Raw genomic sequence first — 26,987 nt, forward strand, 5'->3', positions numbered from 1 at the left:
AGGCCGCCCGTTGAGTGGAGTGCGTGTGGCGTCAGGGTCCGGGCATGAGGCGCTGTCCGAGTACGAGGATGCGTACGAGAACGAGCTGCCGGTACGGCGCAGGCAGCCCGGCAACGTCGTCGTGCGGTGGATGACGACCACCGACCACAAGACGATCGGCACGCTGTATCTGATCACCTCGTTCCTGTTCTTCTGCATCGGCGGTGTGATGGCGCTCGTCATGCGCGCCGAACTGGCCCGTCCCGGCACGCAGATCATGTCGAACGAGCAGTTCAACCAGGCGTTCACGATGCACGGCACGGTCATGCTGCTGATGTTCGCGACGCCGCTGTTCGCCGGATTCGCGAACTGGATCATGCCGCTGCAGATCGGCGCGCCCGACGTGGCGTTCCCGCGGCTGAACATGTTCGCGTACTGGCTCTACCTCTTCGGCTCGCTCATCGCGGTCGCCGGCTTCCTCACCCCACAAGGTGCGGCCGATTTCGGCTGGTTCGCCTACTCGCCCCTCAACAGCATCGAGCGCACCCCGGGTGTCGGCGCCGACATGTGGATCATGGGTCTGGCCTTCTCCGGCTTCGGCACGATCCTCGGGTCGGTCAACTTCATCACCACGATCATCTGCATGCGCGCTCCCGGCATGACGATGTTCCGGATGCCGATCTTCACCTGGAACGTGCTGCTGACCGGTGTGCTGGTCCTGCTCGCCTTCCCGGTCCTGGCCGCCGCGCTGTTCGCCCTGGAGGCGGACCGCAAGTTCGGTGCCCATGTCTTCGACGCCTCCAACGGCGGCGCGTTGCTGTGGCAGCACCTGTTCTGGTTCTTCGGCCATCCAGAGGTGTACATCATCGCCCTGCCGTTCTTCGGCATCGCTACCGAGATCATCCCGGTGTTCGCCCGCAAGCCGATCTTCGGTTACATCGGTCTGGTGGGTGCGACCATCGCGATCGCCGGTCTGTCGGCAACGGTGTGGGCGCACCACATGTTTGTCACGGGGGGCGTGCTGTTGCCGTTCTTCGCGTTCATGACCTTCCTCATCGCGGTACCGACCGGTGTGAAGTTCTTCAACTGGATCGGCACGATGTGGAAGGGCGCGCTGTCCTTCGAGACACCGATGCTCTGGACGACAGGCTTCCTGGTGACGTTCCTCTTCGGTGGTCTGACCGGAATCATCCTGGCCTCGCCGCCGATGGACTTCCACGTGTCCGACTCGTACTTCGTCGTCGCGCATTTCCACTACGTCGTCTTCGGAACGGTCGTGTTCGCGATGTTCGCCGGCTTCCACTTCTGGTGGCCGAAGTTCACGGGCAAGATGCTGGACGAGCGGCTCGGCAAGATCACGTTCTGGACGCTGTTCATCGGCTTCCACGGCACCTTCCTGGTGCAGCACTGGCTCGGCGCCGAGGGCATGCCGCGCCGCTACGCGGACTACCTCGCGGCCGACGGCTTCACCGCGCTGAACACGATCTCCACGATCAGCTCGTTCCTGCTCGGTCTGTCGATCCTGCCCTTCGTCTACAACGTCTGGAAGACGGAGAAGTACGGCAAGCAGATCGAGGTCGACGACCCCTGGGGCTACGGCCGTTCGCTGGAGTGGGCCACGTCCTGCCCGCCGCCGCGGCACAACTTCCTCACCCTGCCCCGCATCCGCAGCGAATCTCCCGCGTTCGACCTGCACCACCCCGAGGTCTCCCTCCTCGACCAGGCGGAGAACCCGGGCCGCCGGGACGTCGTCGAGCCCGGGAAGGGCATCGCGGCCCCGCTGGGAGACGACAAGGGCCGCTCATGACCGACAGGGCGCCGCAGCAGTCGCACGACGTCGCGGCAGGCATCGCCCGGCTCGAGGGTTATCTGCTGGCCCAGAGCCGGTTGACACAAGCACAGGAACACGCCGATGAGTTCGCGGACCTGATGCCATGGCTGACCACTTCGCAACGCGAAGAAGTGGTCCGTCTCTACACCCAGGACCACATCGCCGTCTCACGGCGTGCGCTGGAATTCGTCAGCGCACGCGCCGCGGAACTGCGGGTGGAGTACACCGCGCGCTACGAGACGCTCAGGAGACGGCTGCTGTGCCGCAGCGTCGCCGCGCTCGTCACTGCGGCGCTGCTCTGCACGTGCGCGGCGCTGCTCACTGCCTACCGCTGACCTCGCGCCGGCTCTGCTCAGCTCTGCGGAACCAGCTCAGTGCCCGACCTCGCCGGGCTCTGCGGGCCGGGGAGTGTGCCAGGAGCCAGGAGCCAGGAGCCGGACGGCCCGGAGCCCGGAGCCGGGCGGACCGTGCTGGGGGCAGTGTCGGTGTGTCAGCCGATGTAGCGGCCCGCCCGTGGAGCGTCCCTGTTCCTGTTCGAGGGCCGCGAGGCGGCACTCGATCGAAGGAGGGACGACCTGCCGCTCGCGCAGGACCCAGCCGAGTCCGGCAAGGACGCTGCCGAAGGCCTGGAGTGATGCGCGATCGTGCGGGACGGTGCCGGTCAGGCACAGCGTCCGGCGGAGCGCGGGCAGGAGCGGGCGGCGCTTTCGTGCCGTGCGGCAACTGTCAGCGCGCGGGTGTGGCGCAGCGCGACCGGCAGTGGGCGGCGCAGCCGCTCCGTGGCAAAGACAAGCGGGCGCGGGCTCCCGTGGGCGGGTCGGAGCCATGCTCGAACGGGTGACCGCGCACGTGTCGCGCCGGGCTTGCGCCGCCCGGCGGCAGAGAACTGCCGGAGCGATCAGAGCCGGGGCTTGGTTTTGTAGCGGGGACCGAGGCCGGGGACGTCGGACCGGGGGAGTTCGGTGACGAGACGGTGCGTGACCATGAGGTCGTGCATGAGCGGCCGGACCTCCTGCACGCTCAGCCCCGCGGCGCAAGCGATCTCCTCCAGACGGACGTCCTCGCCGCCGCCCTTCGTCGTTGCGGCGTGCCCCTGGGGCCGGGGCCGTCCGGAACGCGCCGGGCCCGGCGGCGGCCGGCTCAGGCGGTGTCTTCCTCCTCGTCCCTCTCCACGCCCTCCAAGGGCTCACCACTGCTCGTTCCGCCGCGGCTGTAGCCCTCGGCGGCGCTCGCGGTTCCGGGAACGGTTCGCTGTCCGGGCTGCCGTTCCTGCCCGGAATGTGCGCCGGGGCCGCGGTCCTTGGGAACGCCCCGCTCTTCTTCGTGCGCCGACCGGTGTGTTCCGGTCCTGCGTTCAGGGTCTTGACCCGTCTCGCGATCTCGTGCAGTCATGACACGCCACCTTCCCGGACGTAACGTCGCCCGCACCGGGTCACCCGGCGGCAGGCGGATAAACCGGCCGTCCGGCGTCGGTCCGGCCCGGGCGCTGACAGCCCGCCCGGACGGCCGGACGAACGCCGCGTCCTGGGGCGTGCGCGCAGGCCCCCGGCGCCCGTACTCGTGGACGGCGCGGCTTCCCGGTGCGGGCGAAGGCCGCACGCGCCGACCGCAGGCCCCGTCAGGCGGCCGCGAGCTCGGCAGCGCCGAAGGACACGTCGAAACGGTCGCACCAGATGGTCACGCTGCTGTAGCGGTCCAGATCGATCCCCTCGGGCAGTGCGTAGTTCTGGTCGCCCTTGTTGCCCTTGAGCTTGCCGAGGCTCTGGTACTTCCCGTCGTCGAAGACGTGCCAGCCGGCCTTCCCCTCCTGCACGGGGGCGTCGGTGAGCCACACCCGCAGATCCGGCCCGTTGCTGGTGTCCAGTCCCTCCAGGCGCAGCGTCTGGGTGCCGTCGGGCAGACGGATGATCTTCACCGTTCCCGAGGTCGGGTGCTCGTGGGTGATGAACGAACCGGTGGCAAGTGTCCTCGGTGCAGCCGGTGTTGCCGCGGGCGACGACGCTCCTGACCCCGGGCTCACGGACGCGTCCTTCGACGGGCCCGTCGTCGCGGTCTCTCCCGCGACGACGGGGAATTCCTCGCGTACGGTCTCGTCCTGCCACAGCTTCCACGGCTGGAACCAGTAGAGCCCCGCCCCCATGGCCACCAGTGCCGTCGCCGCCGCCGTCATGACCACCGGTCTGCTCCGCAGCCGTCGCCCACGCCCCATTGTTTCCTCCTGAACACGCTTGATGTGTCCTGCTATTCAACGTGACCCGGGGCCTGGAGTCCGCCGTGACCGGATGACGAATTCCTTACGGCCGGACGACTCGGCCGAGCGCATCGCCGGCCCGGCTCGACCACACCGTCCGCGCCATCTCGCCGTTGCGGGCCACGCGCCTTGCGGGACATGCGTGTCCCGGCTCCTGCCTCCCTGAAGCCGGTGCGGGCCCTGCGGCCGTCTGCCGCGTTCCGTCGGCTGCCCTTCTTGCAGGGCGGGTCCGACCGTTCAGGTGATGTCGAAGAGCGGGCCGGTGAGCGTCAGACCGAGGTCATGGCCTGCGCAGGCGAGAAGGCGAGCAGCATCAGGCACGCGCCGCCCAGGGCGGTGTCCCTGAGGAACTGCGCCGTTTTCCTTTGCCTGGACTCGGGGCCGGACTCCTTCCGGAACGCGTGCATGATGACCGCGGTCGGGAAGAGGAACACGGCCAGGAGCAGTGCTCCCAGATCGGCCCAGATGCCCAGGACCACCATCACCGCGCCTACCAGGAGTAGCAGGCCGCCTTGCCACCCTGGCGACCGGCCGAGACGGAGGGCGGGACGCCGCGGCTTGTGGCGTAGGCGGCCATGGCCTTGTTGTGGGTGAGGCGGTTGACGGCCGAGTCCGCGAAAAGCAGCGCGCAGAGAATGCGGCCGATGAGTACCAGGACGTCCGTGGTGACCTCCGTGATGGAGACAGCCGAACGATTGAAAGCGGAAGCACCCGGTTCAGGATGCGCCGCGGAGGGCCCGGGGACGGGTCGGGACGAGGTGGCACCGGTGCCACTACCGCGTGAGTCTGTCCGCCGACACCGACACCGACACCGACACAGATGCCTAGCAGATCAGTGCCGAAACTGGCCGATGGCATCCTCACCCTGCACGTCGCCAAGGCCGACAACGTCAGGCCGCGCCGCATCGAGATCCAGATCCGCTGACCGGTTCGCGCCGGCGTACGCCGTCGTACGTGCCGGGAGGCGGCGCCCACCGGGCTCCCGCCGCGCCGGGGCGTACGCATCAGGTGTGGTCGCCTGCGTTCGGCGTCCGGGCACGGGCAGGGTCCGCACAGCAGCCGCTCCCGCTCCTGCTCAGGAGCTCACCGGTGGCCACGGGAGCGGCGACCGGCCGGGGCGCCAGCCCAGTTTCCCCGCAGGCGGGTCGGGCACGTGTCCGGGATCGGTACCCACGGCGTCGGTACCCGCGTCGGCGGCGTCCGCGCTTCGCCGACGGCTCAGCGCCGTCCGTACGTCGGCTGCGGTCGTTCGGGGGACGCGGTCCGAGACGGCGATACGGGCAAACGGTGCGGACGCGGGGTGCAGATCGACGCACGCCACCGATCCCTGCCGGGGATGGATGGCGACGAAGTCCCGTACCCCCGCCCGCTCCCGCACACCAAGACACAGGACATCCGGAATCCAGGCCCCCCGGCCCGGACTGCCGCGCAGAACCCGCCACCACGACGCCTCGACGGTCACCTTCTCCACCGCTGCCAGCGGCACCCTGACATCCCCGCGCCGAGCGGCGATCTTCTCCCACCAGGCCAGTTCGACGATCAGCTCCTCTCCCCGGATGGCAAGCCGGGCCATGACCGATCCACCTCCCTCACGCCGTGTTCAGGTCCTCGCGCCAGTCGTCACGGACCGCAGCCTCCCTGCCGTCTGCCTCCTCCAGCGGTTCGAAAGCCTCCAGCGGATCGAGCGCTTCCGGCTGTACGTGCGAGGCTGCGCCGAGCAGAGGCGCGCCGTGCCGCTCAGGACGGTGCCCCGGACGATCGGTGATCCTCAGCCGGGGAGTGTGGTCGGCTCCGGGCGGTGCCGGGACAGGCCTGCGGGCCAGGATGCGACCCACCCAGCGGCGCCCGCACAGCGGACACGGTGGCGCGCCTGCCGGTGTGTACGGGGAGGGCACCGCGATGCCGTCCCGGGAGAAGTACTCCCAGAGGTCACCTTCCGCGTCGCGGTACTGCTGCGCGTCGTAGTCGGCGCTCCACTGGTGCCAACACCGGCCACAGGTGAACTCCACGCGCTCGACCGCCAGCTCGGTGATCACTGTGTCCACCTCCATCCACACATCCACACATCCACACATCCACGCACCGACACGACAGCCGATACCGCGGACGGCTGCCCGGCCAGACATGGACGCACCTGGCGCCGCTCGCAGCACGTCACTCCACTTATTAACCCAAACAAGACATCTTGACAATCGCCGGCTCATGTTCTACGCAGATGACGGACGGAGCCTGTGAGGCGTTTCCGCGCCGCCTGCCGATGAGGGAGGTGGAAAGATGTCCCGGCCGCATACCGACCACTACGCCGTGCTCGGGGTGGAGCCGTCCGCGTCCGACCGCCGGATCACCACGGCCTACCGCCGACTGGTCCGCAGCCTGCATCCGGACACCGCCACCGACGACGCGGCCGGGCAGGACGCCCTTGCCGCAGTGGTGGCCGCCTACGCGATCCTCCGCGACCCCCAACGGCGCGCCGCCTATGACGCCGCCCGCGAACAGGGGCCGCCCAGAGCGACAAGCGGGCCGGTGCCGGTACGCGTCACCTGTGTCGTCGGCCCCTCCGCCACCGCCACGGGACCACACGGCGCACCTCTGCGCGCCGGCCCCGTCCGTGTGGGCGTGCCCGTCCGAGAGGCACCGGCCGCCATTCCTGTCGATCTGTTGCGGTGGGTCTGGGGTATGGACCCACGGTGGTGACAGCGGCCCTTGTCACGAGGCGTTGACCGGAGGGCCGGCGGTGCGCCCGTTCGGAGCGAGCGACCGTGCGGCGGGGCCGTGACACCCCGGCGGCCGGGGTCGATACTTGCCGCATGAACGTGTCCGGCCCGGTGGTACTCGACCTGCGGCAACGTCTCGCAGCCGGGATCTTCCGCCGCGTCGCCGGCCCGGCGGGTCCTCGGAACAGGGACCGGATCCACAACACGCCGGGGCCACGGTGGTTCGGACCTGAGCGGCCTGTGCGCAGAGTGCACAGCGATGCCTCCATGTTCGTCGGCGGTCTGCGCGCCCTCCTCATGCAGTCGCTGCATCCCCTGGCGATGGCCGCCGTGGCCGCGCACTCCGGTTACCGCGGCGATCCATGGGGGCGCCTGCAGCGGACAAGCACCTTTCTCGCCGTGACGACGTTCGGCACCGCGGACGACGCGCAGGAGGCCGTGGACCGCGTCCGGGCAGTGCACGGGCGCACGCACGGCACGGCGCCCGACGGACGGCGGTACCACGCGGCTGATCCCCATCTGCTGGGCTGGGTCCATGTGGCCGAGGTCGACAGCTTCCTCCGCGCCCATCAGCGCTTCGGCGCCCATCCCCTGGACGGGGCCGGCTGCGATGCGTACATCGCCGACATGGCACAGGTGGCGGCGGCACTCGGCGTCGTGGATCCACCTCGCGACCGGCGTGAACTCGCGGACCGGCTGAGGGCCTACCGCCCCGAGCTGCGCGGCACGGCGGAGGCTCGGGATGCGGCACGATTCATCCTGCTCCACCCACCGCTGCCGCTGATCGCGCGGGGACCGTACGCCCTCCTGGCCGCGAACGCGGTCGCCGCGCTGCCCCCGTGGGCCCGTGCGGAACTCGGTCTGCCGAGGCTGCCGACCGCAGCGGAGGCCGTCGTACACATCACGGGGCACGCGCTGACGCGGGCCATCAGATGGGCCTTGGGCCCTGCCGGTGCCGGTGCCGCTCACCGCACGCCGCATGCCGTCGGCGTCGGCCGGGAGTGCCCACCGCGCGGTCGGCGACCGGCCGTGCCGCTGCGACGCCGTACGTCCCCTCGCCCGCGGCTGCCGTGACCGAGGGGGCGGAGTCGGTCGGGCGTGCGTCCCCTGCCCAAGGGGGGAAGATGGAGAGGAAGGGGAGGAACACCTGGTGGGCCCCAGGAAAGGGACGGCGGCCGTGGACCTCGTACTGCGCCAGGGCACTGCGGAAGACGCCGCGGAGTGCGGCAGGATCTGCTTCGACGCCTTTGCCGAGATCGCTCGTGAGCACGCGTTTCCGCCCGAGGTACCCAGTCCCCAGGTGAGTGTCGCGCTGATCGAAGGGGCCCTGACCCACCCGGGGTTCTACGGTGTGGTCGCCGAGCTCGACGGGCGGATCGTGGGGAGCAACTTTCTCGACGAGCGCTCGTCCGTCGTCGGGGTCGGGCCCGTCACCATCGATCCGGCCGTGCAGAACCGGGGTGTGGGCCGCCGGCTGATGCGGGACGTGATGGACCGGGCCGTCGAGCGCAGGGTCCCGGGGATCCGGCTGCTGCAAAGCGCCTATCACAACAGATCGTTCTCGCTGTACGCGAGCCTGGGGTTCGCGTTCAGGGACACGATGGCATGCATGCAAGGGCCGGCAATTCTGCGTGTGGTGCCCGGGCACGCCGTCCGGGAGGCGACGGACGCGGACCTCGCCGCCTGCAACGATCTGTGCCGACGCGTCCACGGCGTCGACCGCGGCGGCGAGGTCGCCGACGCGGTCGACAAACAAGGCACCGCCCGTGTCGTCGAGCACGAGGGGCGCGTCACCGGTTACGCCACGGACCTGGCGTACTTCGCGCACGCGGTCGCCGAGACCACCACCGATCTCCAGGCGCTGATCGCCTCCGCTCCCGCCTTCGGCGGGCCCGGCATCCTCGTGCCCGCGAGCAACAGTCTTCTGCTGCAATGGGGCCTCGCGAACGGCCTCAAGGTGGTCCAGCTCATGAGCCTGATGACCATCGGGCTCTACAACGAGCCTGCTGGGGCGTACCTGCCTTCGATCCTCTACTGAACGAGCAGTGCTCAGCCGTAGTGGTTGAAGATCGCCTGGAGATACTCCTCCAAGCGCCGGGCGAGAACGGTCGGCGTCGGATCAACTCGTCCGAGTTCCCGCCAGGGCCCGGCGACCTTCTCCGCGTCCGGCGCGAAAGCAAGTGCATCCAGGAGACGCCGGTACAAGTGATCGGCGGGATCGTCGCTCAGCCTGCCGCCTGCCGCCTGCCGCCTGCCGCCTGCCGCCTGCCGCCTGCCGCCTGCCGCCTGCCGCCTGCGGCCTGCCGCCTGCCGCCAGGTAGTGGTCCGCCAACCGCATCCCGGCGTGCACACCGTGCAGCAGAGCAACGGCGCTGGAGCAGTGAGCCACGTCCAGGTCGGCGGGCCCCCAGGAGGTTTCCACCCAGTCCACAACCTCGGTGATCACCAGCTCAGCGCCATGTCCGGTGAAGGGGACGTTGCCGGGATGGAAGTCACGGTGCAGGAAACAGGGCCGTGGGCCGGAGGCTCACGACGGATGACATCCACGGCGCGCTGCCGCAACTCCGGTCGCTCCGTGCCCTCGGGAATCCGCAGCCGCTCGGGACTTGTCCACGCCTCGTACCGACGTGGTCGGTCCCGTTCCGGCACGATCAGCCGGTGAATGGCAACCAACTGGCGGGTGAGGAGCTGGGTCCTTCGCTCGACGTCGTCCTCGTCCAGCCGCACGCTTCCCGGCAGCAGCGACATCAACAGTGAAGGATGGTCGCAGTGCTCCGCCGCAGCATGGACCCCGTGAAGGCGTGCCGCCGGAACACCTGTGTCCCTGAGCAGATGAAGAATGCCGGCTTCGCGCCTGAGCAGCCCGAGCGCATGCTTCACATGGAACGGTTTGACGAAGGACCGCAGCACGAGTGCATACGGCTCCTCCTGACCCTCGATGTCGAGGCAGCGCATGTGCGAGGTCCACCCGCCCCGCAACGCCGTAACAGCGTGAATGCGGTCCCCGGGGTGCAGACTCCGCTCCACCCACGCACGGGTGTTGACCCAGCCTTGGTCCTCGATGCAGCTGTTCATCAACCGCCGCGCCCCCTCGCCCTCAGCCCAGGGAACACTTTATTGATCGCACGGGTCTGGGGAGGAACCTCGAAGAACCAGCCACCGAGACGCCAGTGGTGCGGCGCTTCCGGGTGGAGCCATGTTCGTGGTTCCCCTGGCGGAGGATCGGTTGATGCGGCAGACAGCGCCGACCCGCGCCCGCCAGGGCGCGGCCACTTGGCGCATTTTCGGCCTCGCCGACTCCGATTCCCGGCGCTACCCGTCTGGCTGGTCATACCCTCGCCCGTCTCGGGTACCCCTTCGAAGGAGATGAGGAGGCGATCGTGCCCGGGAATCTGCTCGAACGACGCGTCAGTCTGGACACCACCGCTCATCCGCACGATACGGACGGCGGTGCGCCGGCACACGCCCGCCGTATGACGCTGGACTTCCTGGCAGACGCTGCGCCCGCCACGGTGTGGCCGAGGCAGTACGCCGTCATGGCCGACGCGGCGCTGCTCGTGGTCAGCGAGCTGGTCACGAACGCGGTCCGGCACGCCCCGGGGCCGTGCGTACTGTCCCTGGCTGTGCGGGAGGGTTGTATCGACATCGAGGTGAGCGACTCCAGCTCCCTCGCCCCTCGGTTTCGCGAGCCCGACCTCACCGCGGGCAGCGGCGGCTGGGGGTGGAGACTGGTGCACATGCTGTGCAGCGAGGTACATGTGATGCCAGAAGGTCCATGCGGCGGAAAGACCGTCCATGCCCGCGTGAGGCGCTGACGAGCTCTCAGAGACACAATGCCTTGGTCGACAGTGTGCTGTGGACCGCGATGGACCATCCCGTTGAGTCGCGCCCGAGCAGCCAGGGGCCTGCCCTGGAAGCGCTCGTCGTCACCACGCTGCTGCCCATCGGCGCCCACCGCCGGTGCCGGGATGGCGGGGACGGCGCCGGGCGGGGGAGTTCGGCAGGGACGGCGCCACCTGGGCGCCCTCATGCCGAACCCTGTGACACCGGCGCCGATCGCCGCGGTACCTGTCAGGAGACAACGGTCGTCGCCCACCGGCCGATCGGGTGGGCGAGCGGCCGTACGAGACGGAGCTCGGCCACGGACGTGATCAGGCCGAGCCCGGCGTTGCTCAGCTGCGCCACCTGACATCCCCGACTCCGGGCGCTGTGACATCGCCGAACCGGCGTAGGACTCCGGCGGTGCGGGGAAGCCCGGCATGCCCAGTTGTTCCTTCAGCGCCAGGTCCGCCTTGCTCGATCCAGGCGAGCGCGCCGGCCCATGCGGTGATCGCGGCGACCCGCCGCCTCTTCGGCGGGAGGTTTACGGCGTCGGCCTTCCGGCAGACGCAGTGCGGGGCGGCATCCAGTGCTGAACGGTGAAGTCACCTGTCTCCAGGGTCTCGAAGGGGGCGGATCCGAGGCACTTGGGCACGCTGTTCTTCGGCAGGCCGTCCATGGCCCAGCTGTAGCCCAGCCGGTCCTTCTTGCCCTTGTCCAGCACGGTGAAGCCGAACCGCTTGCCCTTCAGATCCCCGATCTGCGGCAGACCCGGTGCGTCCTTGAAGTGCGATTCGGTCACGATGCCGGTGGCCACGGCGACCGGGCCACCCGTCAACAGGCAGTCGATACGGCCCTTGAAGTAGCCACCCCAGGTGTCACCGAAGTGATGGCTCACGTAGAACGTGCCATGTGCAGCGTCGGCGAATCCACGCGCGTCGAAGGCGAAGTGGACGTTGTCACCGGGAAGGCGTTCGAGCTTGGCGGAACCCTTGAGAGAGGGCGCGTGCACTGCCTGCGCGGCGGCCGGACGCGCACCTTCCGTGGCCGTGGCCGACCCCGTCGAGCCCAGGGTCAGGGCGGCGGCCGTACAAGCGGTGAGGGCCGCGGCAGCCACGACGAAGGGACGGCGTATCCGGGACATTCTTCCTCCAGCGAACGACGTGAGAGTTGGGACAGTGCGACAGGAGGGCGATTCCCTCCGATCTCCACGGTCTCCTGCACCGCCACGCCGTTCATCGCCCCACAGGCGGACGGCCCTCCGCCGAGCGGCGGAACATCCCTCCATCTGAGGTGAGTACGACCCCTGGGCATGCGAAGCGCTGATCCCGCAGCGGGCGCGAAGAGTTGCCGATGTGATGGGGGAGCGGATTCCACCGCCGGACCCTGTGCTGGTGCGAACCTGGCCCAAGACGGCCCGGCGACCGGTCAGGAGGCGCGCCACCATCGAACCGATCGGAGCCGTGACACGCACGGCGCGGCCCGAAGTCCCCGTGCCCGGGGACTCCACTGCCCATAATCGCCCTGTTGAGACCGATTTCCCTGTACGAGGCAGCGCCCGGACACGATCAAAGGTGAAGGACAGCGATGAGGTACGACGAGTTCCTGGCCCAGGTGCGCGAGCGCGGCGAGTACACCAACCAGGAGGAGGCCGCCACGGTCGCGGCAGCGGTGCTGAACGTCCTCGCTGCCCGGATCACCCCTGGGGAGGCGGCGGACCTGGCCGCACAACTGCCCGAACCTCTGCGGGAACCGCTGCTCGCTGACAAGGAGCAGCCGACCGAGCGCTTCGGCATCGAGGAGTTCTACCGCCGCGTCGCCGCGCGCACCGGCGCCCGCCCCCGCACCGCCCAGTGGGACGCCGGCGCGGTACTGACCACCCTTGACGACTCCATCTCCGGCGGAGAGCTCAACCAGATCATCAGCCAACTGCCTTCCGGTTACGCCGTCCTGTTCGGCAAGGCCGACCTGGCCGACTGAGCCGCGAGCAGCCGTCCGGTACGCCCGGCGAGTCAATCGCCACGCCGGCCCGCTCGTCGGCCCGCCGGTCCCCTCTCATCCGTTCGGGTGGCCGGCGGGCCCGGTCGCAGGCCGGGCCCACCGCAAGTCTCCCGGCTTGGTCCGCGCCGTCCCCGAACGGCTCACGGAGCGGCAGGAGAGGACCCGATGTCGACCACCCGTGCCCACGCGGGCGGCGAGTCCGCAACGTAATAGGGATTGTCCTCGTCCCACGACCGGGACGCATGCTGCCGAGGGAACAGACCCACCACCGTCCGGCACGGTGGTCGCGTGTCCGGCCAGGGCGTCTGGCCGTCGGTCAGGACCACGATGACATCGGGGCGCGGCTGCGCTCGGAGCGCCTTGGCGAAGCCCGTGCGCAGATCCGTACCCCCTCCGCCCACCAGCGGTATTCCCTCGGCCCGGCACAGCGGGTGCACGGCCCGGGCCGCTGCGTCGCACGGCACTACCGTGATCAGGTCCCGACGGCCGCCCACGGCACGCGAGATCGCGGCAACCTCGAGGAGCGCGCTGCCCAGTTCGGTGTCACTGACCGAGCCGGATGTGTCGATGACCACGCAGACCCGAGGCGGCCTGCGCCGCAGGCTCGGCAGAACAGCGCCGGGCACCCCGGCCGAGCGGCGCACTCGCCACGGTCGGCCGCAGTTCCCGCGCACATGGGCGAGGCAAGGGCGCGACCGGGCAAGGGCGTTGGTCTCCGGCAACAGCAGTTCGGCAGACTCACCGACCGCAAGGATCCCCGTTGTTCTCGGTCCGTCCTCGGCCCGCCGGCACTACCCGGCGCCGGTGGGCGGGGTTCATGAGTGGTAGGTCAAGGTGGTCATCATGCCGGATTCCGAGTGGTAGATGTTGTGACAATGGAGCATCCACTGGCCGGGGTTGTCGGCGTCGAAGTCGGCGACGAGTTTGTTGTGGGGCAGGACGGTGGCGGTGTCCTTGCGGGCGCCGAGGGCGTCGATGCCGTTGAGGGCGTAGGTGTGGCCGTGGAGATGGACAGGGTGCCACATGTCGGTGGCGTTGATGACGACGAGTCGTACGCGCTCGCCGTGTTCGATGCGCTGGACTCGGTCAGGTGCGTAGGGGGCGTGGTTCGTGCCCCAGTCGTAGTCCTGAATGCCGCCGGTCAAGGTGAGTTTGAGGATCCGGTCGGGTCGGCGCCGGTCGAGTTCGACGGATTCGTGGGGCCTGAGCCGGCGGGCTGAGGGAAGGACGTCCCGTCGCAGCTCGGCGGGACGGGCGGTGGGGGCGGGGAGCGCGCCGCTCGCTGTGCGCAGGACGGCCATGGCGGCGCCGTCCTTGCCTTCGGCGAGTGCGGTGAGCGGGAAGACGCCGTCTTTCGCGGTGATCAGTGCGTCGTACCGTTCGCCCATGCCGAGGAGCAGGGAGTCGGTCCGGTGGTGGCGTACGGGGAAGCCGTCGCTGTGGGTGATCGTCATCCGGTGGCCGCCGAGTGCCACGCGGAACGGCGTCTCGGCGCCCGCGTTGATGATGCGCAGCCGGATCCGGTCGCCGGGTTTGGCTCTGAACTGGGTCGGGTCGTCGGGCGTGCGTCCGTTGATGAGGTAGTGCGGGTAGGCGATGTCGCCCGCGTGGCCGCCGAGCAGGGGGCTCCTGGCGCCCGTCATCAGCCGGCGGGGTCCTCTCCCCTTCTGCGGTGAGGGCGACGCGTCGTCCCGCTCCGGGGCGCGGGCTCCCGGCGGCCCGTAGCCGGCGTCGATTCCGCCGGAAGGTCTGGACGGTACGGGCCGGGCGCCGCGGTCGTGCCCGCGCTTGTGCGCCGAGCCGTGACCCATGGCGGGCTTGCCCTTGCGGAGCTGGTCGAAGACGTCTTCGGGACTGGAGCCGCCGATCCCGTCGATCCAGTCGTCCAGCAGGACGATCCATTCCGCGTCGTAGGCAAGAGGCTCGTTGGGGTCGTCCACGATCAGCGGTGCGTACATCCCGCGGTCGATCTGCAGGCCCAGGTGCGGGTGGAACCAGTACGTGCCGGGGTGCGGCGCCTGGAAACGGTAAGTGAACGATCGGCCCGGTTCGATGGGCGGCTGTGTCACCTCGGGCACGCCGTCCATGTCGTTGCGCAGGGCAATGCCGTGCCAATGCACCGTAGTGGGGTCGGGCAGATGGTTGGCGAGCGTCAGCTGCAGCGTGTCGCCGGCGGTGATCCGCACCGCTTCGCCGGGCAGGTCGCCGTTGTACGTCGCCGTCCTGACGGTGCGTCCGCCGCCGATCTCGACCGTGGCCGGGGTGGCCGTGAAGGTGAGACCGCGGACCTTCCCCTCGGGGCTGGGCGTCCATGTGGGCCGGACCTTTTTGCCGTCCGCGGATACGGAGCCGCCGGGGCGGGGGACCGCGGCCCCCTTTCCGGCGCCGCCTGCGTGGTCCGCACCGCTGCCCGAGCAGCCGGTGAACAGTGCGGATCCCGCCGCGGCGATCCCGGCGGCGAGTACCGCACGCCGGGTGGGAGAGGTGGGACGGGTGTGATCCTGCCTGTACATGGTCCTCCGGTCGGGTCGCACCTGCGCGCATCCCGCCCCGGGCGAGGGGACGACGCCCCGGGCGGGGCCTGACGCGGCACGATCCAGCATGGAGCACAATGCCGGAAAGATCCCGTAAGTCCATGGCTGTCTTGTCTGTCGTGCCGAGGGAACGTGGCCCGGTGCGGCGGGTGCGCACCACGGCGCAGGCCGCCGCCGGCGCGTAACGCGCCGATGCGGCCGTGGCGTGCGGCACGGGCGGGTCCGGCCGCAGCCACGGGCAACCGCCTCAAGACCACCGCAGCTTGAGCAGCGCGACCTTACCAGGAGACCTCCCGGTCCCGCCGAGCATCATCGTGCGCGGGGGACCGGCGTGCGTGCGGTGCGGGTACCGGAAGGGAGTCGACGACCACGCGGGCGGGTGGCACGGCGGCCCTCTTCGAGCTGGACAGGGACGGCGGATCGTCCGGGACACCCGCTCCTACGCGAGTCCGTTCCCACCTGATCCGTCCCGCGCGGCGCCGGCCGAACCATGCGAATGACGGTCGGCCGTCCGCGGTGTGAGCCGGCCCGGGGGCACGGAGTCACACCGCGGACGGCCCGCTGACACGGGCTGCCGTCACGGCTCGGGGTCGAGCACGACAGGCAGTTCCGCGAGGCCGCGGAAGGCAGGGAAGGGAACCTCCATCCACTTCGGCCCACCTGCTGGGTCGGCCAGAGCGATCCCCGGGAACCGGCTGAAGAGGGTGGTGAGGGCCAGCTGCATCTCCAGCCGCGCCAGAGGTGCGCCCAGGCAGTAGTGGCTGCCGTGGCCGAACCCCAGATGGCCGCTCTGCGCGTTTCCCGGCCGTCTCACGTCGAACTCGTCCGGGGACTCGAACTTCCGCGGGTCGCGATTCGCGGACAGGAGCGAGATCTGCACCAGGGCGCCCTTCGGGATCCGCGTGCCGCCGATCTCCACGTCCTCGGTCGCGAACCGGAACGTCGCGCTCTCCACCGAGCCGTCGTAGCGCACCAGCTCTTCCACCGCGAGGCCGACCAGCTCCGGGTTCTCCTGCACGGCACGCAGTTGTGCGGGGCTGGCCAGGAAGTGGTACACGGCATTGCCGATGAGGTACGCGGTCGTCTTGTGACCGGCGAACATCAGCAGGAACGCCGTCGAGACCAGCTCGTTCTCCGTGAGGCCGCCGTCCTTGTCCCCGGCCTCGGTGAGCGCGCTGAGCAGGTCCTCGCCGGGGTGCTCACGCTTACGCGCGATGAGCTCCGTGAAATAGGCGTGGAGGTCCTCCTCCGCCTTCTGCTGGGCCTGCTTGGACTCCTTGCTGAATCCCGTCTGCGCCACCGTGGTGGACAGCCGCTGCATGTGGGACCGCTCCTCGGGCGGCACGCCGAGCAGTTCGCAGATCACGATGATCGGCAGCGGGAACGCGAACGCGGGCAGCAGATCCATCGGCTCCCGGGTCGGGCACCCGTCGAGCAGCTTCTCGACGACGTCCTGGATCTTCGGCCGCAGCGCCTCCACGCGGCGCGGGGTGAATGCGGAGTTGACGAGCTTGCGCAGCCGGGTGTGCTTGGGCGCGTCGGAGTTGAGCATGTTGTCGTCCAGCGAGACGGACGAGTCACCGAAGATCCTCCGGTAGGCGTCCATGGCCCCGTACATGTCCTTGCTCAGCCGGGGGTCGGACAGAGCGGCCCGGGCGTCCTCGTACCGTGTGATCAGGTACGTATCGACGCCGTGCGGCGGCTTCATCGGGCAGACGGGCGCCGTGTCCCGGAGGGAGGCGTACACCGGGTACGGGTTCCGCCGGAAATCGGCGGTACATTGCTCGGCTGCGGTCACGGGGTCTTGCGTCGTGGTCACGGACGGCTCCTGAGGTCGAAGAGTGCCTCGGCGTTGCCGCCGAGGATGAGCTGCTGGGACGCCTTGTCCACGGGCAGCTTCTCGATCATGCGGATGAGGTCCTCCAACGGCGCGGACAACGGTGGTGAGTCGCTGCCGAACAGCATCCGTTCGGGTCCGAGGACCTCCGCGTTGAGGCTCAGGTGCGCCGGGCTGAACGGGCTGGTGTCGACGTACATCCGCTGCAGGGCCGCGGCCGGGTCGGCCGACGGCACGAGGGCCGCCGGCCGGTCGGACGCTGGCCGGTCTGACGCCGGCGGATCTGACGCCGACGGGGCGGAGGGCGGCGCTCCGCCGCCCCAGTGGCGGGGGCGCGCCGCCGTCTGGAGGCGTTCCGGCAGCAGCGCCATCGCGCCGCCGCCGGTCGCGCCGATCAGCCGCAGGCCGGGGTACTTGTCCAGCCACCCCGCGAACGCGATCATGGCCATGCCCAGGGTGACGTCGCCGAACCGGCCGATCTGCTCGACGAAGCCGATGGTGTCCACACCCTCCGTGCCGATCGGTTCGGCCGGTGCGTGCACCAGGACCGGGACTTTTGCCTCCGCGGCCAGCGCGAAGAAGGAGTCCGCCCGCGGCGAGCCGAGCAGCTCGCCGTGGACGCTGGAAGTGGTGATCAGGCCGACGAAGGCGGGGTCCGCCAAGGTCTCCCGCACCCCTTCCAGATGATCGTCGTCGCCGAACGGGTTGGCGTATACGTACCCGCGCAACTGGTCCGGGAACGAGGAGATCAGACCCGACATCCAGGTGTGGAAACCACGCAGCCGGTCGCGCGGCTGCTTGTAGTTGTCGACGCCGGGGACCCGCGCCATCGCGCCGGCGCCCACCGGGCTGCCGATGATGGTGAGGTCGATCCCGGCCCGTGCGCGGGCCGCGAGCATTCCGTCGACGTCGGTCAGGCTCGGAGGCATGGGGAAGCGTTTGGCTGCCTCCGGTGGGGACAGATGTCCGTGGATGTCGATGATCATGTGTGGGTTCCCGGTTCCGGTGTGACTGCTCGGGCGACCGCGGCGCAGTCCTCGTCACCGAACCCCTGCTCGGTGGCGCGGGCGTGGGTCTCCGCGGCTGCGGCGGTGAGCGGAAGGCGCAGGCCTGCCGCCGCCGCCTGCTCCGTAGCGAGCATGAGGTCCTTCGCCATCAGGCGCAGCCGGAAGTCCGGCTCGTCGAAACGTCCGGCGGCCAGGCGCCGCGACTTGAACGCCATGACCGGCGAGGCGAAGCCGCTGCCCGCGATCGTTGTGAGCACGAGCTGCTGGTCGAGGCCGGAGACGGCTGCCAGTTCGGCTGCCTCGGCCATGGCCTGCACCTCTATCCCCATGAGGAGATTGAGGAGCAGCTTCATCCGCATGCCGGAACCGAGTGCGCCCAGATGGACGACCTCCTTGCCCAGCATCTCCAGCAGCGGTCGGCCGGCGGTGAAGACGCGCTCCTCGCCGCCGACGAACAGCCGCAGTTCGCCGTCGCGGGCGTGGTCGCGATTGCCGAGCATGCCGACGTCCATGACGGAGGGTACGTCCCCAGCGAGACGGACGACCTCCTCGGGGGCGACGGTGCTGGCGCAGATCAGGGCGCCGGGGTAGGTCCCTCTGGCCAGGACGCCGTCCGGGCCGCGCAGCACGGCATCGAGGGCTTCGGCGTCGGCGACTGTACAGATGGCGGCGCTCGTGCCCTCGACGGCTTCGCTCGGGCAGTCGGCGGCGACGGCGCCGGCCCTGGCGAGCGGCTCGGTCCGCTCCGCGGTGCGGTTCCAGACCCGCACCCGTATGCCTTGCGCGATGAGGCGCGTGGCCAGGCCGGTGCCCATCGTGCCGAGACCGAGGACGGCGACGGGGCCCTGGGCGGTGCGCGTCATGACTTCTCCTCCACGGTCTCCTTGACGACCCGGAATCGCAGCGACTGCGTCGAGTCGACCCACTTGCGGAGCGGAGCCACCAGTGCTCGATGGTCCTCACTCTGCTGCCAGGCGAAGAAGTGTTCGGGCGTCTCCCATTCGCTGGTGATCACCCACAGACGGGAGTCGTCCACCGGTTCCCCCAGCCTTTCGACGAGGTGTCCGGGGGTACGGGCGACGGATTTCCGCATCTGCTCGTACATCTCCAGGAATCCCTGCTCGCCGCCCTCGATCACACGAACCGCGAAAACCACCGACAGCTTTTCGGCCGTTCGGCCGTTCTGCACAGTGCCCATGTCTCCTCCTCATGGTGAGATCCAGCAGGACACGCTTTCCAAGGACTCATGGCCTCCGGGGCGGCGCAACTCCCCTGCGCGCGCCGCCCAGTGGGGAGAAGGGCTTTGCTCCGCTTTTTAGCCCGTCCGGGTGACTCCGGAAGGGGCACCTCGCCGGGGCTGATTTGAGCACGTCGCCGGGGCTGATTCGAGCGCCTCGCCCAAAACGCGCCTACGAATGCAGGAACGGCAAACGGACGCTTTCTCTCGAATGCGGAACACAGGCGCATGGGCCGGCGGTCCGGCGGCCTGCGCCTCTCGCGAAGAGACCCGCTGCGCCATCCGCCGATGACCCACTGGCCGACGTGAGCGCGCTCAGGCCCGGCACACAGCTCGGCCCACCGCGCGGCTACCGCGCGGTGGGCCATGGCCAGGTGGGGACGTGCTCCCAGAAGGGCCGTCGCCTGTGATGCCGACGGCCCTCGTGGCTGCTTTGTTACGGCGCCATCTCGTACGCTCCGGACAGTGCCTCGACACGCTCCCAGACGCGCGCCGAACGCGCTTCGTCCACCACGGGGCGCCGGACCGCGCCGAGTGCCCAATGCTGCTGTTGCGCGGTGGCGGAGTCCTTGCCGTGCAGTTCGACGGCGTGCGCCGAGAAGTCGCGTACGAGGACGGAGAACAGTTCGTCGAGCACGTCTTCGTCCAAGCCCGTCAGGCGGGCCTGCTCCAGAATCAGCTGTCCGTGCACCACCAGCGCGAACAGCTGGCCGACGGAGAGAAGGAGATCGAGATCGCGGCTCTGCTCCTCGTCAGGGGCGGCGGTGGTGACGAAATCGCACAGGAGGTCGGCCTGTTCGCGGAAGCGGGCGACATTGGGCACCTCCGCGTACGCGTCATAGGCGGTGCGCCAGTCGTGGAAGCGCACGGAACCAAGGCCGCGGGCCGGTCCCTGCCGGAAGAGGAACGTGTCGTCGGCCGCGTCGAGGCGGGTCGGTACAGGCGCGTACTCGGCCGGGTCCAGCAGGTGGTTGCGCATGAACTTGAGGATCAGCGCGAGGTTCACGTGGACCGTGCCCTCGAGCTTGGGCAGCCCTCGGATCTCGACGGCGGCCTGGGCGAAGTAGGTGTCCTTCTCGAAGCCCTTGGCGGCGATGACGTCCCACAGGAGGTCGATGACCTTCTCGCCCTCCGTGGTCACCTTCATCTTCGTCATCGGGTTGAACAGCAGGTAGCGGCGGTCGTCGGGGCCGGCCGAGCGGAAGTAGTCGACGGCGCGGTCGCTGAACAGCTTCATCCCGACGAGTCGCACGTACGCGTCGGCCAGTTCGCGGCGAACATGCGGGAAGGCGGTGACGGGGCGTCCGTAGAGGATGCGGTTGTGCGCGTGGGTGACGGCCTCGTACATCGCGTGCTCGCAGATGCCGATCGAGGCGGTGCAGAGATTGAACTTGCCGACGTTGACGGTGTTGAGGGCGGCGTCGAAGGCGGCGCGGCCGGTGTGCAGGACGTCGTCGGGACCGACCGGGTAGTCATCGAGGCGGAACTCGCTGACGTACTTGGAGGAGTCGACGACGTTCTTCACGAGGTGGTACGCGGGGTGGCGGCTGTCGGCGGCGAAGAAGACGTAGCCGTCCGGGCCCTCGATGTCGGTGCGGCGGCCGAAGACGGAGACGAGTCCGGCAGCGTTGCCATTGCCGATGTAGTACTTGGAACCACTGGCCCGGAAGCCACCGTCGCCGTCGGGTTCCAGCAGCATGTCGGTGGAGTAGATGTCGGCGCCGTGGCTCTTCTCGGACAGTCCGAAGGCGAACACCTCGCCCTGGGAGAGAAGCTCCGCCGCGCGGGTACGGGCGGCAAAGTTGTCGCTCTGCCAGACCGGGCCGAGACCGAGGATGGTCACCTGCCACGCGTACCAGTAGTCCAGGCCGTAGAACCCGAAGATCTCGTTGAGTGCGGCGATCCGGGCGGTGTCCCAGCGCTGATCCTCCCGTCCGGCGGCGGAGGACGGGGTGAGGAAGGTGGCGAACAGCCCTTCCTTGGCGGCGAAGTCGAGGAAATCGCCCAGCCAGGCGCGGCTGCGGTAGTCCTCGATCAGCCGGCGCTTGCCGCGGTCCTCGAACCATTCCACCGTGGCACGCAGGAGCCTGCGGGTCGCGGGGTCGAAGTGCGCCGGGTCGTAGGTGCGCGGATTGAACAGCAGCGGGTCGGCCATGAAGGTTCGCCTTTCCGGGGGATTGAGAGGTGAAAGGTGCAGTCTGCGGGTGGAGAGGTGGGCGTTCAGGCCCGCGGGAGGGATGCGCCGAGCCTGTGGAGGGTGGCGAGGACGTCGTCGAGCCAGGCGATCGTCATCCGCTCGTACGCGATGCCGCCGCGCAGCACGACATGCTGCAGTTCCTGACCGGCGTCGGGCCGGGCAGGGGCATCGGGACCGGTGAAGTCCCGCGATTCACCGGCGAGATAGTGCGCGAGGCGGTCGCTGTGCACCTGCCGATGCCGCTCGACCTCGCGGAGCAGGGCGGCCGGGTCGTCGAAGGCCGCGCCGCGGATCTTCACGGCCAGGTCGTGACGGAGGCTCTCCGGTTCGATCGGCTCGTGCAGCCACTGGGAGAGTGCGGCGCGGCCGAGGCCGGCGACGGAGTACTCCTTCTTGTCCGGCCGGCCCTGCTGCGGCACCTCGCGGAGATCGAGCAGGCCGTCGCTCTCCATGCGCTTGAGAACGCGATAGATCTGCTGATGGGTGGCGGTCCAGAAGTATCCGATGGACCGGTCGAACCTCCGGGCCAGCTCATAGCCGGAGCCCGGCCGCTCCAGCAGAGAGACGAGGATCGCGTGTTCGAGCGCCATGCCGCAATCGTTCTATGCAACTCGTTGCATAGACAAGGGGTCGTGCCCGGGTGAGACGCGGCTCACTCGGAGCAGCCGGCCCAGCTGTCGCGGCACATAGGGGGATAGCTCTGCGCCGTGAGCGCGAGGCAGCCGGCGAAGCCGGCCGCCGGCCTTCGACTGCGCCGCCCACCGACCGCGCAGCACGGTCGAACGCCGCATCGACAAGATCACGCAATAGCGCGGCAGGGGGCTCGCCCCGGACCCACAGCAGAGCGATCCTCGCGATCGGCCCCGGAGGCTGTCCACCGCCGATCCTCGGTCACTGCCGCTTGATCGTCTTTTGGGTCTCGGCACTCGACCAATGGGCGACAGGAACGATTCGCCGCGGCTCGGCACCGCCTCAAAGGATGCCGCATGCTCTTCTTACCAGTTCAAGGGCGCTATGTCGTCGGCATACAGAGGCTGTCGTTATTTCAGGTGAAGCCCGACGTCATCATGCGGCTCGGGCGATGGGTCGTTCTACCCTCTTATCGCACTCGAGCAGTTCCGGACATTTGTGTCCTCCCCCTTTTTCAACTTTCATCACCGAACCGAGGGGTTCGCATGCTGCATATGGCAGGGGTGGGCAAGGCCCTGTGCGTGGGCTCTGCGGCCGCCGTGGCCGTGGGAGGGGGTACGGCGGCTGCGTTCCTTGGGGCCGGCATAGGGGTGCCGGCTGCACACGGGCTCGCTGCTGTTTCCCTCCTTGCACGTGCACGAACGGTCTCCGGCAGGGTGCGTCTTCGCCTGCTGCTGCTTGCCGTTTCGGTGGCAGCAGGCGGTCTTCACCACCTGTTGACAGGCCAGCTTCTTTCAGGGACCGGCCGCTCTGGTGGTGTCCTGCGCCTCGTGGTGCAACTGCTGACGGTCACCGGCATCACCACGTGTCTGGCGCTGGGTGTGACCGGATTGGTGGTGGCTGCCGCGGACAGCGGCACACCGCTGATCTGGTTACGCCGGCTCCTGGACAGCTGGATGATCGCAGCGTCGCTGCTCACGCTGTGCTGGGTGCTTCTGTTGCATCGCGCTGATCAAGGCGGCGACATGTTCGGATCCTTGGAGGATCTCGCACGGGTGGTCACGGACATCCTTGTACTGGGCCTTCTGATCGCTTTGCATTTCTGCCTCAAACCCGGGGAGCGCACAGCAGTCATCACGGCGGCCATTGCCCTCGTCATCCTGACGGCGAGCGACATGATGCGCATCCTCTTGCCGGTGCCGGGCATCTGGGGCGGGATTCCTCTCGCCGCGATCTGCTCGATCACCGGATTGTTCCTCGTCACCGCCACGCCGTGGATGCCTGGCGGCGCCACCGCCATAGGAGTCGACAAGCGGGAGATGCCTGTCGTCGCCGTAGTGGCGGCCTTCGTGCCTGTGGTCGTCTGCGCCCTCGTCATGGCGGCCCACACTCTTGCCGGTGGCCGTACCGACGTGGTGACAGTGGTGCTGGCGGGTTCTGTGCTTCTTGGACTCGGTGCCCGACAAGGCATCGCTCACGCCGACCATCTGCGTATCACACGAGAGGCCGCCGCCCGTGAGGCCCATTACCGGACAATGGTCGACGGCTCGTGCGACGTGATCACCATCGTCAGCCTGGATGGTCGCGTCCTCTACGTCAGCCCGGCCGCCCGCGATGTTTTCGGGTACCACCCCCAGGATCTGGTAGGTGCCCGCCTTCCCCTGTACTGCCATCCCGAGGACCGGGCACCGCTGATGCAGGCCGTGGAGATCCTCCGGCAGGAGGCCGAGTCCGGCATCCGCGGCCCCGGCCGCTGTGTGTCCTGCCGGGTGCGGGCATCCGACGGGCAGTGGCGCCACGTCGAATCCATGATCAGCCACCACGCCAACGGACTGATCTTCAACAGCCGCGACGTGACCGAACGGATCGCCCTGCAGGCACAGCTGGAACACCTCGCCTTCCACGACGGTTTGACCGGCCTGCCCAACCGCGCACTGTTCAGTGACAGAGTCACCCACGCGCTGCAGAAGCGGACCGTCGCTACGGCCCCGCCCGCGGTGCTCTACGTGGACCTGGACGGCTTCAAAGCCGTCAACGACTCGGCCGGACACGCGACAGGCGACGCTCTGCTCTTCCAGGCTGCCCGCAGACTCCAGTCATCTGTACGAGCCGCAGACACCGTCGCCCGTCTCGGCGGCGACGAGTTCGCCGCGCTCCTGGAAACAAACGCCGGAACATGTCCTTCCCACACCAGGGAAGTAGCGGAGCGGATCTTATCCGCACTGTCGAAGCCGTACCGCCTCGGTGACGTCGATGCGGTGGTCTCGGCTTCCATGGGCATCGCGGTAGCCACTCCAGGGATCACACCAGAGCAACTCCTGCACCACGCAGACCTCGCGATGTACGAGGCCAAAGCCGCAGGAAAAGGCTGCATCCGCACGTACCGGCCGCAGCCGGAGACCATCTGGAGCACCACGCTGCACCGCTGAACTCGCGCGCCGGTTGACTGCGCCCAGGCCCTGGCGGTGGTTGCTGCGGGGGACGTGACGTGGCGGGCTGACCGTGGGCGCAGCTCGTCACCGCCCCTTGACGGATCCCGGGAACGTCCCGGCCGGCCGATGAGCGGCCGACCGGGACATCGGACTCAGGCCAGGTCGAACCGATCGAGGTTCATCACCTTGTCCCACGCTGCCACGAAGTCGCGCACGAACTTCTCTCCCGCGTCCTCGGACGCGTAGACCTCCGAGACGGCTCGGAGCTGGGAGTGCGAACCGAAGATGAGGTCGACGGCGGTGGCGGTCCACTTGACCTCGCCTGTGGCGCGATCCCGACCTTCGAATACGTTTTCAGCCGATGCCGACGCCTTCCACTCCGTGCCCATGTCGAGGAGGTTGACGAAGAAGTCATTGGTCAGTGTCTCCGGCCGCTGGGTGAAGACGCCGTGTGAGGATCGCTTGAAGCCGGTGTTCAGGGCCCTCATCCCGCCGATCAGAACCGTCATTTCGGGAGCGGTCAGTGTCAACAGGTTGGCGCGGTCCAGCAGGAGAGTCTCCGGTGACAACTTCTCTCCCGCCCGGAGGTAGTTGCGGAACGCATCCGCCCTGGGTTCGAGCACGGCGAACGACTCCACGTCGGTCTGCTCCTGCGAGGCGTCCGTGCGCCCCGGTGCGAACGGGACGGTGATGTCGTGCCCGGCGTTCCTCGCGGCTTGCTCGACGGCCGCGCACCCGCCCAGGACGATCAGGTCAGCGAGTGAAACCTTCGTTCCGCCGGCCTGCGAGCGGTTGAAGTCCTGGCGGACCTGCTCGAGGGTCTGCAACACCTCGGCCACCTCTGGCAGGTCATTGACCTCCCAGTCCCTTTGCGGCGCGAGTCGAATCCGTGCCCCATTTGCCCCGCCACGCTTGTCGGTGCCGCGGAAGCTTGCCGCCGACGCCCAAGCGGTGGTGACCAGCTGCGAGATGGACAGTCCCGAGGCGAGGATCCTGCCCTTGAGGGCAGCGATGTCCTCGTCCGCGATCAGCTCGTGATCAACCGCGGGGACGGGGTCCTGCCACAGCTGCGGCTCGGCAGTCCACGGGCCGAGGTAACGCGAGAGGGGTCCCATGTCGCGGTGCAACAGCTTGTACCACGCCTTGGCGAATGCTTCCGAGAGCTTGTCCGGGTCCTCGTGGAAGCTCTTCACGATCGGCCCGTAGATCGGATCCAACTTCAGCGAGAGATCCGTCGTCAGCATCATGGGAGCGTGCCTCTTGGACGGATCATGAGCATCGGGCACAGTGCCCTTGGCCGAGGGATCCGTGGGAGTCCACTGCTTTGCACCGGCGGGGCTCGTCGTCAGCTCCCAGTCGTACCTGAACAGGTTGTCCAGGTACCCGTTGTCCCACCTCGTCGGCTCCGTGGTCCATGCGCCCTCGAGCCCACTGGTGAGCGCGTCGGCACCCTTGCCGCTGCCGGAGGCGTTGCGCCAGCCGAGGCCCTGCTGCTCGATGGGGGCGGCCTCGGGTTCCGGGCCGATGTACGAGGGATCGACCGCACCATGACACTTGCCGAACGTGTGGCCGCCTACGATGAGCGCAACCGTCTCCTCGTCGTTCATCGCCATACGCCCGAACGTCTCGCGAATGTCCCGGGCGGCAGCCATCGGATCCGCGTTGCCGTTGGGTCCCTCCGGATTGACGTAGATCAGTCCCATCTGCACGGCAGCGAAAGGACCGGAGAGTTCCCTGTCGCCGCTGTAGCGCTCATCTCCGAGCCATGTGTCCTCGGGCCCCCAGAAGATTTCCTCGGGTTCCCAGATGTCCTCTCGCCCGAAGCCGAACCCGAACGTCTTGAACCCCATCGATTCCATGGCACAGTTGCCGGCGAATACCAGAAGGTCGGCCCAGGAGATTTTTCGGCCGTACTTCTGCTTGACCGGCCAGAGCAAACGGCGCGCCTTGTCGAGGCTCGCGTTGTCCGGCCAACTGTTGAGGGGGGCAAAGCGCTGAGCGCCGCTGCCGCCACCGCCCCGGCCATCGGCGATGCGGTACGTTCCCGCGGCGTGCCAACTCATCCGGATGAAGAGCGGCCCGTAGTGGCCGTAGTCCGCAGGCCACCAGTCCTGCGACGTCGTCATCACCTCGAAGACGTCCTGCTTCAGCGCGTCGAGGTCGAGGGTCGCGAACTCTTCTGCGTAGTTGAAGTCCTCGCCCATCGGATTGGACCGAGGCGAGTGCTGGTGGAGAACCTGAAGGTCCAGCTGATTCGGCCACCAGTCCCGGTTCGTCTTGGGTGGAGTCGGTGTGGGGGTCGGGGAGGGGATTACCGGGTTCTCGCTTTCGCTGCCGGACACGTCCGTCCTTCTTCCTGTCTCGGTGTTTCCTTCTGCTGGCTGCTGGTTCTTGACGTTGGTTGCTTTGCTGGTGCCGATTACTGCGACCCGCGCCCGTAGCGCGCCATGGCGTCCGCCGGATGGAAACGCCTGACCAGACCCGCGGCAGTCAAAGCGGGGCTGGCGGCCGGCGGGTA

General features: G+C 68.9%; 22 protein-coding genes and 2 pseudogenes. 8 read left to right on the top strand and 16 right to left on the bottom strand.

Annotated features, from left to right (window positions below; genetic code table 11):
- Positions 1-25: 25 nt before the first annotated feature.
- Complete coding sequence (ctaD, locus tag J7E88_RS10150) at positions 26-1,786, top strand: cytochrome c oxidase subunit I (RefSeq protein WP_215179407.1); 1,761 nt, start codon at positions 26-28, stop codon at positions 1,784-1,786.
- Complete coding sequence (locus J7E88_RS10155) at positions 1,783-2,145, top strand: hypothetical protein (protein WP_215179408.1); 363 nt, start codon at positions 1,783-1,785, stop codon at positions 2,143-2,145. Before ctaD ends, J7E88_RS10155 begins: the two co-directional genes overlap by 4 nt.
- 805 nt (positions 2,146-2,950) lie before the next feature.
- Here the strand turns inward: J7E88_RS10155 and J7E88_RS10160 are convergent.
- The 5 genes from J7E88_RS10160 to J7E88_RS10180 form a co-directional block, all read right to left on the bottom strand.
- The gene (locus J7E88_RS10160; protein WP_215179502.1) at positions 2,951-3,202 is read right to left on the bottom strand and encodes a hypothetical protein; all 252 of its coding nucleotides are present in this window, start codon (positions 3,200-3,202) and stop codon (positions 2,951-2,953) included.
- A gap of 226 nt (positions 3,203-3,428) precedes the next feature.
- On the bottom strand, positions 3,429-4,019 hold the full coding sequence (locus J7E88_RS10165; protein WP_215179409.1) for a DM13 domain-containing protein: 591 nt from the start codon (positions 4,017-4,019) through the stop codon (positions 3,429-3,431).
- Between the two features lie 311 nt (positions 4,020-4,330).
- A complete protein-coding gene (locus J7E88_RS35705) occupies positions 4,331-4,543 on the bottom strand; it encodes a hypothetical protein (RefSeq protein ID WP_251022373.1) in 213 nt (70 codons plus the stop codon).
- A gap of 593 nt (positions 4,544-5,136) precedes the next feature.
- Positions 5,137-5,634: a hypothetical protein gene (locus J7E88_RS10175; protein WP_215179410.1), complete on the bottom strand. Its 498-nt coding sequence runs from the start codon at positions 5,632-5,634 to the stop codon at positions 5,137-5,139.
- A gap of 16 nt (positions 5,635-5,650) precedes the next feature.
- Complete coding sequence (locus tag J7E88_RS10180; protein ID WP_251022374.1) at positions 5,651-6,112, bottom strand: hypothetical protein; 462 nt, start codon at positions 6,110-6,112, stop codon at positions 5,651-5,653.
- A gap of 223 nt (positions 6,113-6,335) precedes the next feature.
- Here J7E88_RS10180 and J7E88_RS10185 point away from each other — a divergent pair, with 223 nt between their 5' ends.
- The 3 genes from J7E88_RS10185 to J7E88_RS10195 all read left to right on the top strand — a co-directional run bounded on the left by J7E88_RS10185 (position 6,336) and on the right by J7E88_RS10195 (position 8,813).
- Positions 6,336-6,755: a J domain-containing protein gene (locus J7E88_RS10185; RefSeq protein ID WP_215179411.1), complete on the top strand. Its 420-nt coding sequence runs from the start codon at positions 6,336-6,338 to the stop codon at positions 6,753-6,755.
- Positions 6,756-6,868: 113 nt separating this feature from the next.
- The gene (locus tag J7E88_RS10190; protein WP_215179412.1) at positions 6,869-7,849 is read left to right on the top strand and encodes an oxygenase MpaB family protein; all 981 of its coding nucleotides are present in this window, start codon (positions 6,869-6,871) and stop codon (positions 7,847-7,849) included.
- A gap of 76 nt (positions 7,850-7,925) precedes the next feature.
- Complete coding sequence (locus tag J7E88_RS10195; protein ID WP_308307450.1) at positions 7,926-8,813, top strand: GNAT family N-acetyltransferase; 888 nt, start codon at positions 7,926-7,928, stop codon at positions 8,811-8,813.
- An 11-nt stretch (positions 8,814-8,824) separates the two neighbouring features.
- Here J7E88_RS10195 and J7E88_RS10200 read toward each other — a convergent pair.
- Positions 8,825-9,850: pseudogene (locus tag J7E88_RS10200) on the bottom strand (phosphotransferase family protein).
- Between the two features lie 305 nt (positions 9,851-10,155).
- Between J7E88_RS10200 and J7E88_RS37010 the strand changes: the two are divergent.
- Positions 10,156-10,590, top strand: a complete 435-nt coding sequence (locus tag J7E88_RS37010; protein WP_215179413.1) for an ATP-binding protein — start codon at positions 10,156-10,158, stop codon at positions 10,588-10,590.
- 548 nt (positions 10,591-11,138) lie between these two features.
- Here the strand turns inward: J7E88_RS37010 and J7E88_RS10210 are convergent.
- Complete coding sequence (locus tag J7E88_RS10210) at positions 11,139-11,738, bottom strand: hypothetical protein (protein ID WP_215179414.1); 600 nt, start codon at positions 11,736-11,738, stop codon at positions 11,139-11,141.
- A 443-nt stretch (positions 11,739-12,181) separates the two neighbouring features.
- On the opposite strand from J7E88_RS10210, the gene J7E88_RS10215 reads away from it, so the two are divergent.
- Entirely contained in the window at positions 12,182-12,574 is a 393-nt protein-coding gene (locus J7E88_RS10215; protein WP_215179415.1) for a DUF2267 domain-containing protein, read from the top strand.
- A 161-nt stretch (positions 12,575-12,735) separates the two neighbouring features.
- Here the strand turns inward: J7E88_RS10215 and J7E88_RS10220 are convergent.
- The 8 genes and pseudogenes from J7E88_RS10220 to J7E88_RS10255 all read right to left on the bottom strand — a co-directional run.
- Positions 12,736-13,254: pseudogene (locus tag J7E88_RS10220) on the bottom strand (VWA-like domain-containing protein); the annotation flags it as partial.
- Between the two features lie 156 nt (positions 13,255-13,410).
- On the bottom strand, positions 13,411-15,108 hold the full coding sequence (locus J7E88_RS10225; protein ID WP_215179416.1) for a multicopper oxidase family protein: 1,698 nt from the start codon (positions 15,106-15,108) through the stop codon (positions 13,411-13,413).
- A gap of 598 nt (positions 15,109-15,706) precedes the next feature.
- Entirely contained in the window at positions 15,707-16,948 is a 1,242-nt protein-coding gene (locus J7E88_RS10230; RefSeq protein ID WP_215179417.1) for a cytochrome P450, read from the bottom strand.
- Positions 16,945-17,952: an amidohydrolase family protein gene (locus J7E88_RS10235; protein ID WP_215179418.1), complete on the bottom strand. Its 1,008-nt coding sequence runs from the start codon at positions 17,950-17,952 to the stop codon at positions 16,945-16,947. Before J7E88_RS10235 ends, J7E88_RS10230 begins: the two co-directional genes overlap by 4 nt.
- Entirely contained in the window at positions 17,949-18,836 is an 888-nt protein-coding gene (locus J7E88_RS10240) for an NAD(P)-dependent oxidoreductase (protein ID WP_215179419.1), read from the bottom strand. Before J7E88_RS10240 ends, J7E88_RS10235 begins: the two co-directional genes overlap by 4 nt.
- Complete coding sequence (locus J7E88_RS10245) at positions 18,833-19,171, bottom strand: antibiotic biosynthesis monooxygenase (RefSeq protein WP_215179421.1); 339 nt, start codon at positions 19,169-19,171, stop codon at positions 18,833-18,835. Before J7E88_RS10245 ends, J7E88_RS10240 begins: the two co-directional genes overlap by 4 nt.
- Positions 19,172-19,646: 475 nt before the next feature.
- On the bottom strand, positions 19,647-21,365 hold the full coding sequence (locus J7E88_RS10250) for an acyl-CoA dehydrogenase family protein (RefSeq protein ID WP_215179423.1): 1,719 nt from the start codon (positions 21,363-21,365) through the stop codon (positions 19,647-19,649).
- Between the two features lie 65 nt (positions 21,366-21,430).
- A complete protein-coding gene (locus J7E88_RS10255) occupies positions 21,431-21,997 on the bottom strand; it encodes a PadR family transcriptional regulator (RefSeq protein WP_215179425.1) in 567 nt (188 codons plus the stop codon).
- 756 nt (positions 21,998-22,753) lie between these two features.
- Here J7E88_RS10255 and J7E88_RS37015 point away from each other — a divergent pair.
- The gene (locus tag J7E88_RS37015; protein WP_215179427.1) at positions 22,754-24,466 is read left to right on the top strand and encodes a diguanylate cyclase domain-containing protein; all 1,713 of its coding nucleotides are present in this window, start codon (positions 22,754-22,756) and stop codon (positions 24,464-24,466) included.
- Positions 24,467-24,621: 155 nt separating this feature from the next.
- Here J7E88_RS37015 and katG read toward each other — a convergent pair whose 3' ends face one another.
- A complete protein-coding gene (katG, locus tag J7E88_RS10265; protein WP_215179428.1) occupies positions 24,622-26,811 on the bottom strand; it encodes a catalase/peroxidase HPI in 2,190 nt (729 codons plus the stop codon).
- Positions 26,812-26,987 lie beyond the last annotated feature (176 nt).

The organism is Streptomyces sp. ISL-10 (genome assembly GCF_018614575.1).
In the GTDB taxonomy this organism is placed as follows: Bacteria; Actinomycetota; Actinomycetes; order Streptomycetales; family Streptomycetaceae; genus Streptomyces.